Origin of the sequence: Ruminococcus flavefaciens 007c (assembly GCF_000571935.1) — a bacterium.
GTDB lineage: Bacteria > Bacillota > Clostridia > Oscillospirales > Ruminococcaceae > Ruminococcus > Ruminococcus flavefaciens_F.
The window spans coordinates 1-15,993 of record NZ_ATAX01000015.1 but is presented as its reverse complement, the minus strand read 5'-3'; the positions used below and the strand labels follow the sequence as shown (position 1 = coordinate 15,993).

The window sequence follows — 15,993 nt, the reverse complement described above, 5'->3', positions numbered from 1 at the left end:
TATGAAAATGATAATCGGCGGAGCATATCAGGGAAAGGTAGGCTGTGCAACAAAGCTCTTCGGCATTGATGAGGAAGCTATGACAAACGGTTCTACCTGTGACTTTGATGAGATATTCACGGCAGTCTGCATCAAGAGCTATCACAAGGCTATAGCGAGATTTGTTGCACAGGGAGTTGATCCTATCGCTTTCACAAAGAGGCTTTGCGAGGAAAATGAGGATGTTGTCGTGATAATGGACGAGATAGGCTGCGGCATTGTTCCGATAGTAAAGGCAGAAAGAGTAAAAAGGGAAGCGACGGGACGCTGCGGCTGTATGATAGCCGAGAACAGCGATACCGTGGTAAGAGTCATATGCGGTATACCCGTTTATCTTAAGGGCACTCCCGATGCGGATTGACCTGATACGCCACGGCAGGACATCAGGCAATCTGGAAAAACGCTATATCGGCTGTACCGATGAGCCTTTGTGCAGAGAGGGCATCGCAGAGCTGAGAGACATAAGCTATCCTCCCTGCGGAATTCTTTTTGTCAGTCCAATGAGGCGCTGTATACAGACTGCGGAGCTGCTTTATCCTCGGGTCACGCCTGTGGTCTGCATTGAACTCAGAGAATGTGATTTCGGTGACTTCGAGGGCAGAAACTATAAGGAGCTTTCAAACGATATACGCTATCAGAAGTGGATAGACAGCGGAGGAAAGGACGCTTTCCCCGGCGGTGAAAGCCCTGGGGAGTTCAGAAGGCGCTGCGTCGAAGGCTTTCTGAAATGCGTAAGCGGCGTCCCGGAGGAGTCCGCAGCTACCTTTGTGGTACACGGAGGTACCATAATGGCTGTGTTGGAACGTTTTGCGCTTCCTCGCAGGAGCTATTTCGACTGGCAGACTGATAACGGTCACGGTTATATCACTGAATTTGACGGAAAAAATATTATAGTCACGGAGAAAATATGAATTATATCATTGCGGCTCTTCCGCTGCTTCTGGGAGCTTTTCTTGACTGCCTGCTGGGTGATCCCTACGGACTTCCCCATCCCATAAGGCTCATAGGCAGGCTCATATCCCGCCTTGAAGGCTTTGTAAGGCGGAGAATGAGCAGAGACTTTAGGAGGGGAGGAGTTTTTCTTGCGGTAACGGTGCTGCTGGTATCTTCAGCTGTGCCTATTGCGGTGCTTCTTGTATGTTACATGATAAATCTCTGGCTGGGAGCAGTCATAGAGGGCGTTATGTGTTATTATCTGATGGCGGCAAGATGCCTGAGAGACGAGAGCATGAAGGTATACAGGGCTATCGCTGCAAAGGATACCGAGGGAGCACGAAGGGCTGTGTCCATGATAGTTGGCAGGGATACGGCTGTTCTTGACGATGCAGGCATAATCAGGGCGGCGGTGGAGACGGTTGCGGAAAACACCTCCGACGGAGTTACGGCTCCCCTTATGTATATGTCTGTGGGAGGAGCAGTTCTCGGCTTTTTTTATAAGGCGGCAAATACCATGGATTCCATGATAGGCTACAAGAATGAAAAATACGCTGATATAGGTTGGTTTGCGGCAAAGCTGGACGATGTCCTCAATTACATCCCATCGCGGCTTACCGCTCTTGCTATGACAGCTGCTGCTCCGTTCACAGGTCTGGACGGAAGAGGCGCTTTCCGTATATGGAGGCGTGACAGAAGAAAACATGCGAGCCCGAATTCCGCTCAGACAGAGTCGGTCTGCGCGGGAGCTCTTGGAATCAGGCTGGCAGGTGACGCATACTATTTCGGAGAGCTGCATAAAAAAGAGTTTATCGGCGATCCGCTGAGAGAGATCGAAAACGAGGACATACGCCGTGCAAACAGGCTCATGTATGCAGGTTCTGCCATAGTTTTTGCAGCTGCTGTGGCTGTACGTATTTTCATATTCGGAGGTATCATATGCTGAACGGATCTCATGGAGGCAACGATCTTGCTCTGGATGTAGAGCTTGACCTTTCTGCCAATCTCAATCCTCTGGGAATGCCGGAGAGTGTCCGGGAGGCGGTTATTGCTTCGGCGGGAGAATGTGAAAACTACCCCGATCCTTTTTGCAGGGAGCTGCGCAGAAGGCTGGCTGAGCATACGGGCGTATCTGCGGAGAATATAGTCTGCGGGAACGGCGCTGACGACCTTATATATCGTATTGCCGGCGGGCTAAAGCTCAGAAGGGTACTTATATGCGCTCCTGCTTTCGGTGAGTACCGTAAGGCCTTTGAGGAGAATGGCTGCCATGTCTCGGAATACATACTTGATGAGAAGAAGGATTTTGCTCTTGGCGAGGAGATCCTTCCCGAGATAAGCACGGCGGATATGATCATTGCTGCTGCTCCGAATAATCCTTCGGGACAGGTAATAGATACTTCTATGGTGAGGAAAATTGCCGAAAGCTGCATGAAAAACGGCACTTTTTTTCTATGCGATGAGAGCTTTATGGGCTTTGTTAGGGAAGGGAATGAGCTTACGGCGCTGAATGTCCTGAACGATAAGGTCATAGTTCTGCGTTCATTTACCAAGCTTTTTGCTATGGCAGGGCTTCGGCTGGGCTATGCTGTCTTCGGCAGCAGAGAGGCTGCAGAAAAAACTGCCTGCGCAGGACAGTACTGGAGCGTTTCCGCACCTGCTCAGGCGGCAGGCATTGCAGCTCTCGGCGAAAATGGATACATCGAAAGAAGTATCGTCAGTATCTGTAAGGAGAGGAGTTTTCTGTCGGACGAACTGACAACTCTGGGATTAAAGGTGTATCCCTCATATGCGAATTTTATTCTTTTTAGAGCTCCCGAGACACTGGGAGAACTGCTGCTGAAGGAAAAGATACTTATACGCTGCTGCGGCGATTACAGCGGACTGGACGGAAGCTTTTTCCGTGTGGCTGTAAGGAGCCGTGAGGAAAATCAGAGGTTCGCAGCGGAGGTCAGGAGAGTGCTCAATGGCTAAGGCGATAATGATACAGGGAACAATGTCCAATGCGGGAAAGAGTTTTTTTGCGGCTGCGCTTTGCCGTATATTCAGTCAGGACGGCTATTCATGCGCACCGTTCAAGTCGCAGAATATGGCGCTTAATTCCTTTATAACAGCAGACGGCGGTGAGATAGGAAGAGCCCAGGCGATGCAGGCAGAGGCCGCAGGCACCGAGCCTTCGGCGCTTATGAACCCTGTACTGCTCAAGCCCACTACCGATGTAGGCTCTCAGGTAATTGTCAATGGCAGTCCTGTAGGGAATATGCGTGCTGCGGAGTACTTCCGCAGGAAGCATGAGCTTGTACCGCAGATAATGGAGTCGTACCGCAGACTTTCGGAAATGCACGATATCATTGTTATCGAGGGTGCGGGAAGTCCTGTGGAGCTCAATCTCAAAAAGGGCGATATTGTGAATATGGGTATGGCAGAGCTGGCAAAGGCTCCAGTTATCCTTGTGGGAGATATAGACAGAGGTGGCATTTTTGCCCAGCTGCTTGGAACCCTCAGCCTTTTTGAGCAGCATGAGCTGGATATGGTGAAGGGACTTGTGGTTAATAAGTTCCGCGGTGATATAGCTCTGTTTGACAGCGGAAGGGACATACTCGAGGAGAGGGGGGGGAAGCCCGTACTCGGCGTGGTACCTTACATACGGTGCGATATAGAGGACGAGGACAGCTTGTCCTGCAAGCTGGATGCAAGGGAACGCGGTCTTATCGACATTGCCGTGATAAGGCTGCCAAAGATCTCAAATTTCACGGATCTGGACGTCTTTTCTCAGTACGAAGGTGTTTCCGTAAGGTATGTCAGCTCCTGCGAAGAGCTGGATGTTCCTGATATGGTAATCATCCCCGGCACCAAAAGCACCATCAGTGATATGAAATGGCTGCGTGAAAGCGGACTGGAGACTGCGGTTAAAAGACTGGTTTACAGAGGAGTGCCTGTTTTCGGCATATGCGGCGGCTATCAGATGATGGGGAAAGAGATCTCCGACCCCCTCGGTGCGGAATGCGGCGGAACCATAAGCGGAATGGAACTTCTGAAATGCAGTACAGTCTTCGGCAATGAAAAGCATATGGCTCGGACCGGCGGACATTTCATCTGCGGTGAGGGCTTTTTTGCCTGTCTGAACGGTGCGGAGTTCAGCGGCTATGAAATACATATGGGCATCACCGAGAGCAGCAGCCCTGCCCTTCTGGACAGTGGAGGAGCATACGAGGGCAATGTCTGCGGCTGTTATATACACGGGATATTCGACAGTGCTCAGGTCTCTGAGAGAATAGTAAAAAGGCTCTTTGAGGAAAAAGGACTGACATTCCGCGGAGGAGTCACCGACCGCAGAGCCTATAAGGAAAAGCAGTACGACATTCTTGCGGAGGGAGTTCGCAGAAGCGTTGATATGGACAGGATATACAGCATTATCAGGGAGGGCATATAATGGAGCTTGAATACGTACTTCCGAAGGATATTGAGCGCAGGAGCTTTGAGATAATCGAGGCTGAGCTCGGCGACAGGAAGCTTCCCGAGGATATTCGTCCCATAGTTATGAGGGCGATACACACTACGGCGGATTTTGATTACTATGACAATATGTATTTCTCCGAGGGAGCAGTGAAAAAGGCACTTTCCGCAATAAAAAGTGGTGCGGTCTTTGTGACCGATACAAATATGGCAAAGTCAGGTATAAACAAGCCTGCTCTTGCCCGTCACGGATGCAGCGTGGAATGTTTTATGGCTGATAGGGACGTTGCGGAGGCAGCTGCATCCAACGGCACCACACGGGCGACTGCCTCGGTGGATAAGGCTGCGCAGCTTGGAAAGCCCGTGATATATGCAGTGGGAAATGCTCCGACAGCTCTTGTAAGACTATATGAGCATATCACGGCAGGGACCTTTGTGCCAGAGCTGGTCATCGGAGTTCCCGTGGGCTTTGTGAATGTGGTGCAGTCCAAGGAGCTCATAATAAGCAGCGGTATACCCTGTATAGCTGCCAGGGGACGAAAGGGCGGCAGCAACGTTGCGGCAGCGGTATGCAATGCGCTGCTGTATATCGCTGATAAGGAGTAAAAAGCCCTGTGATGAGCCGTTTGTAAACAGTATGTCATATGCTGCGGCAATACCCGGAATGTTCTGGAGTTGCTGCGGCATTTTTTGTTCTTACGTCAGAAAATGAAGCAATATTGCTTCGTTCGACGGCGCAAGGCGACAGTTGCCGCGCTTTGTCTGTGGTATAATGTATCGTATATTTTTGTGAGGTGATGTGCGATGCTTAATTTCAGACAAATAAAGGAGTGGAAATATACGGGAACAGCCGCAGGAGTTGCTGCCTGTACGGCTGTGGGGTATCTCCTGTCGGGGACAAAGGTGGCGGGACTGGCTTCTTTTGCGGATATTTCTGCTGCAGGCGCATCGGGACTGCCCTTTGCGGCAGCTGTTTTTCTGGGAAGTCTTGTCCGCAGTATCATAAGCGGCGGAGTGGGGCATAATATAGTGAAGCTGTCCTCTCTGGCGCTGATAATGATAATAAAAATGTTCCTTGAACCAAGGAATGATCCCAAGTTCAGCGGCATTAATACCGCTGTGAGCGTTTTCGTTTCCGGTGCAGCTGTTTCGGCAGTTATAGGCGAGCTTGTCCAAAAGTTGATTTTCTACGGATTTTACGGCGGTATAGCAGGTTTTACGGCATATTCGGCATCAGGGATCATAAACGGTTTCCGAAAGGATAAGGTCATAGATCTTTCTGGAAAAAACGGCTTTTCCGGCGCTGTTTTATACATCGTTCTGGTGGCTTCTTTGTGTTCGGTGAAGCTGCCTGTTCTCAATGCAGGCATAATCGCAGGCTCTGCGGTAACCCTTGCGGGAGCTTATTTCTTCAGTCGGGCAGGCGGCGTTATTTGCGGCTCTCTTACAGTATGCGGAGCATTTCTTGCGTCGGATTCGTCGGGTATGAGCATAGTTCTTCTGCCTGCGGCGGCACTGCTCACAGGCTGCCTTCACAAGCAGAAAGCAAGTACCGCAGCTGCCTTTTTCACTGCAACATCATTTATCATGACGGTGCTGACAGGCATGACATACACAGGCTTTGAAAGCATGATAGATATTATATGCGGAGCTCTCATCTTTATTCCTTTTGCAGCACATTTTTCGGATAAATGGATAAGTACGGGCAGCGGCAGCAGTGATATGCTGCCTGATGTAATAAACGCAAGGATGGTTTTTCTGTCGGATACTGTTATGGAGCTTCGCATGGAATCGGAGCGAATATCGGATATGCTTGCGAAAAGCTGTGACGCGGGCAGAGAGATAGAAGAAAACTCCGAAGCAGTCTGCTCATCATGTTACCGGCGTCCCTTCTGCTGGAAGTCCGACAGGGGCAATACCTATCGCGGTTTCAGGCGGCTGGCTGAAATGCCTGAGACAGTGCGGGACAGCTTTCCCGAGGAGCTTGCGGACTGTCTCAGGAAAAAGGAACTTTCGGAGGCGTTTGCAAGGAGCTCACAGGAGAAGGCGGCAGCAAAGCTTATGGATCTGCGATTTTCCGAGAGCCGCGGACTGCTCCATGAACAGATGAAGATAACGGAGGAACTCATACGCTTCGCAGGTGAGCGGGTGGATGTGAGATACTCGGAAACAGTCAGCAGAAGCATACGCAAGAAGCTGGAAAAGTTCGGAATAACGCCTGCCAATGTCATAGCAAGCTACAACAGAAGGGGAAGACTGGTGGCAGAGGTATACTTTTCTGCTGAAAACGCTCCGGAGGAGAGCACCAGGGTATGTGACCTTGCAGCGGACGAGCTGCATCTGAGACTTGAAAGCACTGAGCCTGTACGCACGGGAAGAGAGGTGCGCATCCGCGTCTATGAAAAGCCGAAATACAGCATGGAGGTCTGTGCGGCGTCCTCATGTGCCGGCGGGACGGGGGACAACGGCGATACTCATACAGTATTTACGGACGGCTGCGAGGCTGGCTATGTGGTGCTCTCGGACGGTATGGGCACAGGCAGCGAAGCCTCGCTGGAATCACGTATGGTCGTTGGAATGTTCAGAAGGCTCATAATGGGCGGAGTTGACCATACTTCGGCTATAAAGCTCATTAATTCTATAATGGTGACAAAGTCTGGAGATGAGAGCTTTGCTACCCTTGACGCTCTGAAAATAGACCTGGACGAATGTGAACTGACGCTGATAAAATCAGGTGCTGCGGCAACTCTCATACGTCACAGGGGCAATGTGCTGAAGGTAACTTCGCCCACCTTTCCCATCGGCATCTATGAGCAGTCCGAGGCTTATATCCACAGCTGCAGTTTTGATGAGGGTGATATAGTCATAATGTTCTCGGACGGCATTTACGAGAATGCTTACCCCTTTATCAAGGAGCTTCTGCTTGGAGGAGATGATCTGCGGCATATCGTGAGTGAGATATGTGCAAAGGCAGAGGTATTCAATCCGACTATCCATAACGACGATGTTACTGTAATAGGTGTTAGAGTTACGGGATAGCAGGGGATTTTGTTAACAAAATATTAACTCAAATGACATACAGCACAAGCTAAATACATTCAATTGCTGTGCATTTTAACAAAGGGAAAAATAGTACACCAGATTAAATATGTCAAAATGCACTAATAAGAAGCGGCAATATTAGCATAACATCTGAAATTTTGTAACTATTCGCAAAAAAGCTTGAATAATTCTGCTGATTCTGATAAAATGTATTATAGCAAAGGAGGCTGAATTATGTCTGTTAATAAAAATAACAATCCTAATGATTTTCCGCTGTACCTTTTTTACCAGGGAAAAAACTACGAAGCATACAAATTTTTTGGCGTTCACTCTAAGAAAAAGGGAAGAGGCAAAATTTTCACTTTCAGAGTTTGGGCTCCTAATGCTGTAAGCGTTTCTGTTGTGGGCGATTTCAACGGCTGGAACAGGGACAAGTCCCCTATGTCACTTATTGCCGACGGCATATGGGAAGCCGAGGTCCCGGGACTTAAACAGTTCGACGCTTACAAATTCAGCATTGAAACTCAGGACGGCAGGCTGCTTATGAAGGCCGATCCCTATGCTGCACACTTTGAGACTCGTCCGGGCACTGCCTCGAAGATATTTGAGAGCAGCTATCAGTGGAACGACAAGAAGTGGTTTGAAGAAAAAAACATCAAGAGCATATACAAAAGCCCCGTGAATATCTATGAGGTACATCTCAGTTCATGGAAAAATTACGGCGAAGAGATCTTCCTTGATTATGTTGCCTTTGCTAAGGAGATCATTCCCTATCTTAAGAAAATGTCCTATACACATATCGAGTTCATGCCCCTTACGGAGTATCCCTACGACGGCTCCTGGGGATATCAGGTAACAGGATATTTCTCGCCTACCTCACGTTACGGAACTCCCGATGACATGAGGAAGATGATAGATATGTTCCATGAAGCAGGCATAGGCGTCATACTCGACTGGGTGCCTGCACATTTCCCCAAGGACGAGGCAGGCCTTTTTGAATTCGACGGTACCTGCTGCTATGAGTACACCGACGACCGCAAAAAGGAACACAAGGCCTGGGGAACGAGAGTATTTGATTACGGCAGGGCTGAGGTATGCTCTTTCCTCATATCAAGCGCAAATTACTGGTTCGACGAGTTCCACATCGACGGACTGAGAGTTGACGCTGTTGCTTCCATGCTCTACCTGGACTATGACAGGCGTGAGGGCGAGTGGGTGGCAAATATCTACGGCGGCAACGAGAACCTTGAAGCGGTTGAATTCCTCAAGCATCTCAACGAGGCGGTGTTCCTCAAGCACCCCGACGCACTGATGATTGCCGAAGAATCAACGGCGTGGCCTCTGGTCACAAGACCAACGGATATCGGAGGTCTTGGCTTCAACTTCAAATGGAATATGGGATGGATGAATGATATGCTTAGCTATATGTCCCTTGATCCCATATACAGGGCTTTCAATCATGATAAGCTCACGTTCTCGTTCTTCTATGCTTTTTCGGAGAATTATATCCTGCCTATCTCACATGATGAGGTAGTTCACGGAAAATGCTCCATGATAAGCAAAATGCCGGGAGAGTACGAGCAGAAGTTCGCTTCATACCGTGCCTTCCTTGCATATATGATCGCTCACCCGGGAAAGAAGCTGCTCTTTATGGGACAGGAATTCGGTCAGATGAAGGAATGGGATTACAAATCCCAGCTGGACTGGAACCTGATGGATTACGACTCTCATAAAAATCTGCTGAAATTCTCCGAGAAGCTCAACAAGTTCTATCTTGACAATCCGCCTCTCTGGCAGAACGATGATTCGTGGAACGGCTTCAGCTGGATCTCCAATGACGATTACAAGCAGAGCATCATCTCCTTCAGACGTATTGACGACAACGGCGATGAGCTCATTGCTGTCTGCAATTTCGTTCCCGTTGAGCGCAGGGATTACAGGATAGGCGTTCCCAAGAAGGGAAGATACAAGCTGGTATTCAATACCGATGCGTCAGAGTTCGGAGGCTCCGGCATAACAGAGAGTAGCTTCAAGTCTGACAGTATCCCGATGCACGGTCTTGATAACAGCATCTCTATGACACTGGCTCCTTTGTCGGTGATCTATCTCGAATTTGTTCCCGTGAAGAAGAGGACAGCTGCACCAAAGTCTGACGACAAGGCTGAAAAGCCGAAGAAGACGGTGAAGAAGGCTGCTCCAGCAAAGGACGAAAAGTCAGCAGGGACATCAGCAGCAAAGAAAATCGCTGCAAAGAAGACAGCTTCTGCGGCTGCTGCAAAAAAAGCTCCCGCAGTAAAGGAAAAGAAAACAGCCGTAAAAAAGGCGGCCACCCCCGCAAAGACTGCGGCTGAAAAGACAAAGACCTCGGCAAAGAAAACACCCTCTGCCAAGGAAAAATAAATTCCATAACGCATAATGCTATCAGGAGGAAAAATATGTATACTAAAAAAAGAGTCGTTGCAATGCTCCTTGCAGGCGGTCAGGGCAGTAGGCTATATGCACTGACCAAAAACGTTGCAAAACCTGCGGTACCATATGGCGGTAAATACAGGCTGATAGATTTCCCTCTCTCAAACTGCACCAATTCGGGTATTGACACTGTCGGTGTTCTTACCCAGTACCAGCCCCTTGTGCTCAATGAGTACATCGGCAACGGACAGCCATGGGATCTTGATAAGATGAACGGAGGCGTTCATGTTCTACCGCCTTACGAGACTCAGGCAGGCGCTTCGTGGTATGAGGGCACGGCCAATGCCATATACCAGAATATGCGCTTTATCGAGCGCTATGATCCCGAGTACGTTGTAGTTCTCGGCGGCGATCATATCTACAAGATGGATTACTCAAAGATGGTCGATTTCCACGTTGCCAACGATGCGGACTGCACCATCTCCGTAATAGACGTTCCCAAGGCTGAGGCTTCGCGTTTCGGTATCATGATCTGCGACGAGAATCAGCAGGTGACTGACTTCGTTGAGAAGCCCAAGGAGCCCAGGTCTACTCTCGCTTCCATGGGTATCTATGTATTCACATGGGATAAGCTCCGCAAGTACCTCATCGAGAACGAGAATGAGGCCAACGCAAAGCGTGAAAAAGGTGAGCCCTGGTCAAAGGACTTCGGCAAGGACATCATTACTTCCATGCTCCGCGACAAGCAGAGGCTCTTTGCGTATGAGTTCGAGGGCTACTGGAAGGATGTCGGAACTCTTGATTCGCTCTGGGAGGCTAATATGGATCTTCTCAGCCCAAGTGTTCCGCTGGATCTTTATGATCCCGGCTGGAAGATATATTCACGCAACAGCAATATGCCTCCTCAGTATGTGGGCGACAATGCCAACATCGAGAACTCCATGATTTCAGAGGGAAGCACTATCGACGGTACCGTGGATTTCTCAATACTCTTCTCGGGTGTTACTATAGAGGCAGGTGCTACTGTAAATTACAGCATCATCATGCCCGGAACTGTTATCAAGTCGGGGGCTGTGGTCGAATATGCCATAGTCGGAAGCGACAGCGTGATCGAGTCCCGTGCCCGTGTTGGTACAAGCCCTGAGAATATTGAAAACAGAGACGACTGGGGCATTGCCGTTGTCGGACATAACGTTACTGTATCTGCCGGCAAGGTAGTCGAGCCCAAGCAGATCATCGGTGAAAATATCTGACGGAGGGATGCTGCCATGAGTGTAAATTATAATGTTTTAGGACTTGTTTTCGCAAGTATGCACGATTCATACGTTAGTGAGCTTACAAAGCAGAGAACTATGGGTTCCATACCCTTCGGCGGACGTTATCGCCTTATAGACTTTCCGCTTTCCAATTTTGTGCATTCGGGAGTTTCCGAGGTAGGCGTAATCACAAAGTCGAATTACGGCTCGCTGCTGGATCATCTTGGCTCAGGCCGTGACTGGGATCTTGCCCGCAAGAAGGGCGGACTTCATCTGCTTCCCCCTTACAGCCAGACAGGCGGTATATACCAGGGAAGACTTGATGCTCTTAATAATATCTGGGGCTTTGTTGAACATTCAAACGCAAAGTATGTCATTATGTCAAACTGTGATGTGGTCACCACCATAAACTTCAATCCCGTGCTTAAGCAGCATATGGAAAATGAAGCAGATATCACCCTGGTTTACAGCAGGGGACTGTATGACTACGAGAAGAATAAGTGCACAACTGTCCTTGAGTTCGACGACGAAAACAGACTGAAGGACGTACTGGTAGATCCACAGTTTTCGGGCGAGTGCAATATGTGGCTCGAGATGTGCATCATCACCAAGGACTTCCTGAAGAAGATCGTTTCCGACGCAGCAAGCAGAAATCAGTTTAGCTTTACCCGTGAGATACTCCAGGGTAAGCGTGATCAGTTCAAGATAATGGGCTACCGTCACGACGGCTTATTCACAAAGATAGACAGTATACAGGATTATTACCTTGCAAACAGGATGCTTCTGGATCCTGAAAAGAAGAGCGCCCTGTTCAGGAAGGATATGCCTGTTCTTACCAAGATAGGCGACAATGGTCCTGTAAAATACGGACTCGATTCCAAAATAAAGGATTCGCTTATTGCTGACGGCTGCATAATCGAAGGCACTGTTATCAATTCCATCCTTTTCAGAGGAGTCAAAGTCGGAAAGGATACGGTGGTCAAGGATTGTGTTCTCCTTCAGGGCACAAAGGTAGGCGAAAACTGCAGCATATCATCGGTAATTGCCGATAAGAATGTGGAGATAAGCAATGAAAAGGTGCTTACGGGCTCCGAGACATATCCGCTGTATATTGGAAAAGGCGGTAAGATCTGACGGCGGTGATCAAATATGAAAATACTATTTGCTGCCAGCGAGGCTGTGCCATATGCAGCCTCAGGCGGTCTTGCAGATGTGATAGGCTCTCTTCCCAAGGCTATAAAGGCCAAGAGACATGATTGCAGAGTAGTCATCCCTCTTTACAAATCTGTAAGTCCTGAATTGCGCGAGAAAATGGTCTTTCTGACCAATATAACCGTTGACGTCTCATGGCGCAAGCAGTACTGCGGTATTTTTATGACTGTCAGGGATGGCATCACATACTATTTCATAGATAATGAATATTATTTTTCAAGAGACGGTCTTTACGGATTTTACGACGACTGCGAGAGATTTGTTTTCTTTGACAGGGCTGTGCTTGAGATGCTTAAATATATCAAGTTCACTCCGGACATAATAAACTGCAACGACTGGCAGACAGCGCTGATACCTGTTTACTACAATGTTTACTATAAGTATCAGCAGGGGTATGACGGAATCAAGATAGTATACACTATCCATAACATCGAGTATCAGGGCAAGTACGGCAAGGAGGTTCTCGGTGAGCTGATGGGTATACCCATGTACAATGCGGGGCTTCTTGACTATGACGGCTATGTTAATATGATGAAGGGCGCAATCGAGACCTGTGATATGATAACTACGGTCAGTCCAAGTTATGCCTGGGAGATACTGGATCCGTGGTATGCCCACGGACTTGACAGGATACTTGTCACCAAGCAGTATAAGCTCCGCGGTATTATGAACGGTATAGATACGAAGCTCTACGATCCAGAAAAGGATAAGGCTATTGCGGCGAACTATTCTTCTAAAAAGCTTGAAGGAAAGGCCAAGTGCAAGGAAGCTCTCTTAAGGGAGCTTGGTCTGGCAGAGGGCGATGAGCCCATAATCGGTATAGTTACTCGCTTTGTACGTCATAAGGGCATAGATCTTATACGCTGTGTCTTTGACGAAATGGTTCATGACGGCATAAAGTTTGCAGTGCTTGGCAGCGGAGAGAAGATCTATGAGGACTTCTTCCTGGAAATGGCTGCAAGGTATCCCGAAAGGGTGTCTGTTAACGTTGGCTTTATACCTGAGCTTTCACACAGGATATACGCAGGAGCTGATATGTTCCTTATGCCTTCACAGAGCGAGCCTTGCGGACTTGCACAGATGATAGCCATGAGGTACGGAACTGCACCTGTTGTCCGTGAGACCGGAGGTCTGCGTGATTCTGTCCGCGATAACGGCGGTGAGAACGGCAACGGCTTCACTTTTAAGACATATAACGCAAATGATATGCTCGACGCTGTAAAGAGAGCGTGGAACGATTATAATGACAAGCAGGAATGGAGCGAGCTTATGAAGCGCATGATGGAATGTGACAACAGCTGGGCCAGATCTGCCGATATTTATATCGAGACCTACAAAAAGCTTCTTGCAGCAGATTGAAATTGAGCATTCCTGAAGTATTATCGAAAAAACAGATCCCGAAGGCAGTGTATGCTGCTTTCGGGATTATTTTTTATTGCTTTCGTGCCAATTGAAGATCTATAGTATCATCAATGGTTATAGTACCGCCGTGACGTTTGATTGCCTCTTCGATCCTTGAGAAGAATTCATTCCTGACCTCTTTTTCTATGGCGATGTGGTCTGAGTATGTTCCGAGGAGGCAGATGTATTCATTTGCAGAAAAGACACGTTCACGTCGGAAGATGTGGTATCGTATATCGGAAAAACTGTATTTTTCGGCGATTAATGCAATCATTTCCGATTGCTCCTGTGTATATTCCGTAACTGTACTGCGTTGCTTTTTATAGTAGCTGTAATAGTATTTATCGTATATATCTTCTATTTCCTTTGCAAGTGCAGTGTTGTTCCTGCTTATAAATGGGTGATTTGCAAAGCGTGCGAAGGCACCTCCGTGTCTGAGCATGGAATAAACCTTCGTATAACCTTTTTGTTCGGGGATCCAGTGAAATGCAGTGGCAGAAAAAACGAAGTCGTATGAGTTCTCATGGAACACAATATCCTCGAATTTGCCGGTAATGACGTTAAAACCGGGATATTCGCCGAACTTCTCCTTAAGCAGTACGGACATATTCACGCCGTATTCTACAGCAGTCAGCTTACAGCCTGTATCGAGTATCGGCTTTGTAGCCTGACCGCTTCCGCTGCCAACTTCTGCGGCGCAGCTGTTCTCATCAATATTGATATAGCTGAATATCTTACGATACAGCTCATCAGGATAGCCGGGGCGCATTTTATCATATTCCTTTGAAGCACTGTCAAAGGTATGGCTGAGCTCCTCATTTTTTACCATGTCACATTTTATCCTCCTGTTTTTTATCGGAGTATAAATTATATAACATATAATGAATAAAGTCAATAGAAAAAAGCCATGATACTACCGAAAGAATCAGAAGAATCACGGCTTGTGAAATATGTCTTATGCGGAAGTTTCGCTGACAGGAGTTTCTTCAATATGGAACTCGATCTTTTCGGGCTGACAGGCGATTATCCTCTCCTTTGGGATGCTGCAGAAAATATTCACAAGCTCCTCATCCAGCTGAGAGCCTGCCACACTGCGCATTATACTGAGAGCCTCCTCATGTGAGCGGGGAGCTTTGTACGAACGCTTCATAGTAATGGCGGAATAGGTATCAGCCACAGCGATAATCCTTGAAGCATAAGGGATGCGCCAGCCTTTAATATTATGGTAGCCGGTGCCGTCGATATGCTCGTGATGGTAAAGTATCCAGGGAAAAACGTGCTCGAAGGAACGCAGCGGTTCGAGGAGCTTTATACCGATATCGGGATGCTGTCTCATAATAGTCCATTCCTCATCAGTGAGCTTTGAGGGCTTGTTGAGGATACTTTCAGGTATACCGAGCTTTCCGACGTCGTGCATAAGTGCAGCATATTCAAGACTTACACGGTTTATAAGCTTCTTTTTTGAAACGGGTATATATTCATAAAGGAGCATTGTCAGATTCTGTACATGACGGCTGTGACCGTTAAGGTTGGGATCGCGGGCATCAATGACGCCGATAAGAACCTCTGCAATGTCGATGCTTCGCTCTTTTGTGCGTTTCATTAGCATAAAGGTGATAGTAAGCATTATAGCTACGAAAATGCTTCCGCCGCACAGAATTCCTGCAATGATTATATCAGCCTTTCCTGAGAAGGTGACGGTCAGATAACCCAAAAGGAAAAAAATCAGCAATATAAGCGCCAAATATTTCCATAGCCTTACTTTTCCTCTGCCTGCGGATAGAACATCACGCAGGGAAATTAGAAACTGACAATATCTCCATATATTCAAAACCATCAGAACGATGCCTATAATCAGCATTGAATAAATTATGAACTTCAAATCAGAATACCTCCCGAGAAAACGAAAGATCAATATAATATAACTATAACATATAGACTTCTGGAAAACAATACATATAATTATAATTGATTAAGAAATATTATGAAATACATTTTCTATAGCGCTGACTGTATTGGTGAACGGGCAGGAGCACAAAAACGACGCAGGAAAGGGCAATGATGGCCGTAAAACACAACTATCGGTTATTTTGTACAGAAAAAGCATCAAAATTATGCCAATCTTTGGTTTGACAAATGACGCAACTGATGTTATAATATATTTACTGTCCGACAGGGGAGCAAGTACGAGATAAAAAATTCTGAAAAGAAATTTGAAAAAAGTACTTGACAAAGCTGAGAGATA

The 15,993-nt window shown here is 47.6% G+C and carries 13 protein-coding genes; 11 read left to right on the top strand and 2 right to left on the bottom strand.

The window, feature by feature from the left end:
• Position 1 precedes the first annotated feature (1 nt).
• The 11 genes from RF007C_RS04120 (at position 2) to glgA (ending at position 13,706) form a co-directional block, all read left to right on the top strand.
• Positions 2 to 400, top strand: a complete 399-nt coding sequence (locus RF007C_RS04120) for a bifunctional adenosylcobinamide kinase/adenosylcobinamide-phosphate guanylyltransferase (protein WP_019680994.1) — start codon at positions 2 to 4, stop codon at positions 398 to 400.
• Entirely contained in the window at positions 390 to 950 is a 561-nt protein-coding gene (locus RF007C_RS04115) for a histidine phosphatase family protein (RefSeq protein ID WP_037297513.1), read from the top strand. The genes RF007C_RS04120 and RF007C_RS04115 overlap by 11 nt, the downstream gene beginning before the upstream one ends.
• The gene (gene cbiB, locus RF007C_RS04110; protein WP_037297509.1) at positions 947 to 1,918 is read left to right on the top strand and encodes an adenosylcobinamide-phosphate synthase CbiB; all 972 of its coding nucleotides are present in this window, start codon (positions 947 to 949) and stop codon (positions 1,916 to 1,918) included. Before RF007C_RS04115 ends, cbiB begins: the two co-directional genes overlap by 4 nt.
• Positions 1,912 to 2,946, top strand: coding sequence for a pyridoxal phosphate-dependent aminotransferase (locus tag RF007C_RS04105; RefSeq protein WP_037297507.1), 1,035 nt, complete (start codon positions 1,912 to 1,914; stop codon positions 2,944 to 2,946). The genes cbiB and RF007C_RS04105 overlap by 7 nt, the downstream gene beginning before the upstream one ends.
• The gene (locus RF007C_RS04100; RefSeq protein ID WP_037297505.1) at positions 2,939 to 4,405 is read left to right on the top strand and encodes a cobyric acid synthase; all 1,467 of its coding nucleotides are present in this window, start codon (positions 2,939 to 2,941) and stop codon (positions 4,403 to 4,405) included. The genes RF007C_RS04105 and RF007C_RS04100 overlap by 8 nt, the downstream gene beginning before the upstream one ends.
• Positions 4,405 to 5,034 (top strand): precorrin-8X methylmutase, encoded by a 630-nt coding sequence (locus RF007C_RS04095; RefSeq protein WP_037297502.1) that lies wholly within the window; start codon positions 4,405 to 4,407, stop codon positions 5,032 to 5,034. Before RF007C_RS04100 ends, RF007C_RS04095 begins: the two co-directional genes overlap by 1 nt.
• 198 nt (positions 5,035 to 5,232) lie before the next feature.
• On the top strand, positions 5,233 to 7,467 hold the full coding sequence (locus RF007C_RS04090) for a SpoIIE family protein phosphatase (RefSeq protein ID WP_037297499.1): 2,235 nt from the start codon (positions 5,233 to 5,235) through the stop codon (positions 7,465 to 7,467).
• Between the two features lie 237 nt (positions 7,468 to 7,704).
• Positions 7,705 to 9,870, top strand: coding sequence for a 1,4-alpha-glucan branching protein GlgB (glgB, locus tag RF007C_RS04085; protein WP_037297497.1), 2,166 nt, complete (start codon positions 7,705 to 7,707; stop codon positions 9,868 to 9,870).
• Between the two features lie 35 nt (positions 9,871 to 9,905).
• Positions 9,906 to 11,132, top strand: a complete 1,227-nt coding sequence (locus RF007C_RS04080) for a glucose-1-phosphate adenylyltransferase (RefSeq protein ID WP_037297494.1) — start codon at positions 9,906 to 9,908, stop codon at positions 11,130 to 11,132.
• Positions 11,133 to 11,147: 15 nt separating this feature from the next.
• Positions 11,148 to 12,269, top strand: coding sequence for a glucose-1-phosphate adenylyltransferase subunit GlgD (gene glgD, locus RF007C_RS04075; RefSeq protein WP_037297492.1), 1,122 nt, complete (start codon positions 11,148 to 11,150; stop codon positions 12,267 to 12,269).
• A gap of 15 nt (positions 12,270 to 12,284) precedes the next feature.
• A complete protein-coding gene (gene glgA, locus RF007C_RS04070; RefSeq protein ID WP_019680984.1) occupies positions 12,285 to 13,706 on the top strand; it encodes a glycogen synthase GlgA in 1,422 nt (473 codons plus the stop codon).
• Between the two features lie 73 nt (positions 13,707 to 13,779).
• On the opposite strand, the gene RF007C_RS04065 is transcribed toward glgA, so the two are convergent.
• On the bottom strand, positions 13,780 to 14,577 hold the full coding sequence (locus tag RF007C_RS04065) for a class I SAM-dependent methyltransferase (protein WP_037297491.1): 798 nt from the start codon (positions 14,575 to 14,577) through the stop codon (positions 13,780 to 13,782).
• Positions 14,578 to 14,703: 126 nt separating this feature from the next.
• A complete protein-coding gene (locus RF007C_RS04060) occupies positions 14,704 to 15,480 on the bottom strand; it encodes an HD-GYP domain-containing protein (RefSeq protein ID WP_037297488.1) in 777 nt (258 codons plus the stop codon).
• Between the last annotated feature and the right edge of the window lie 513 nt (positions 15,481 to 15,993).

What these genes read in the sequence shown, in the direction of transcription:
- RF007C_RS04120 (WP_019680994.1), top strand. Translation starts at nt 2, where the DNA reads ATGAAAATGATAATCGGCGGAGCATATCAGGGAAAGGTAGGCTGTGCA.
- RF007C_RS04115 (WP_037297513.1), top strand. Translation starts at nt 390, where the DNA reads ATGCGGATTGACCTGATACGCCACGGCAGGACATCAGGCAATCTGGAA.
- cbiB (WP_037297509.1), top strand. Translation starts at nt 947, where the DNA reads ATGAATTATATCATTGCGGCTCTTCCGCTGCTTCTGGGAGCTTTTCTT.
- RF007C_RS04105 (WP_037297507.1), top strand. Translation starts at nt 1,912, where the DNA reads ATGCTGAACGGATCTCATGGAGGCAACGATCTTGCTCTGGATGTAGAG.
- RF007C_RS04100 (WP_037297505.1), top strand. Translation starts at nt 2,939, where the DNA reads ATGGCTAAGGCGATAATGATACAGGGAACAATGTCCAATGCGGGAAAG.
- RF007C_RS04095 (WP_037297502.1), top strand. Translation starts at nt 4,405, where the DNA reads ATGGAGCTTGAATACGTACTTCCGAAGGATATTGAGCGCAGGAGCTTT.
- RF007C_RS04090 (WP_037297499.1), top strand. Translation starts at nt 5,233, where the DNA reads ATGCTTAATTTCAGACAAATAAAGGAGTGGAAATATACGGGAACAGCC.
- glgB (WP_037297497.1), top strand. Translation starts at nt 7,705, where the DNA reads ATGTCTGTTAATAAAAATAACAATCCTAATGATTTTCCGCTGTACCTT.
- RF007C_RS04080 (WP_037297494.1), top strand. Translation starts at nt 9,906, where the DNA reads ATGTATACTAAAAAAAGAGTCGTTGCAATGCTCCTTGCAGGCGGTCAG.
- glgD (WP_037297492.1), top strand. Translation starts at nt 11,148, where the DNA reads ATGAGTGTAAATTATAATGTTTTAGGACTTGTTTTCGCAAGTATGCAC.
- glgA (WP_019680984.1), top strand. Translation starts at nt 12,285, where the DNA reads ATGAAAATACTATTTGCTGCCAGCGAGGCTGTGCCATATGCAGCCTCA.
- RF007C_RS04065 (WP_037297491.1), bottom strand. Translation starts at nt 14,577, where the DNA reads ATGGTAAAAAATGAGGAGCTCAGCCATACCTTTGACAGTGCTTCAAAG.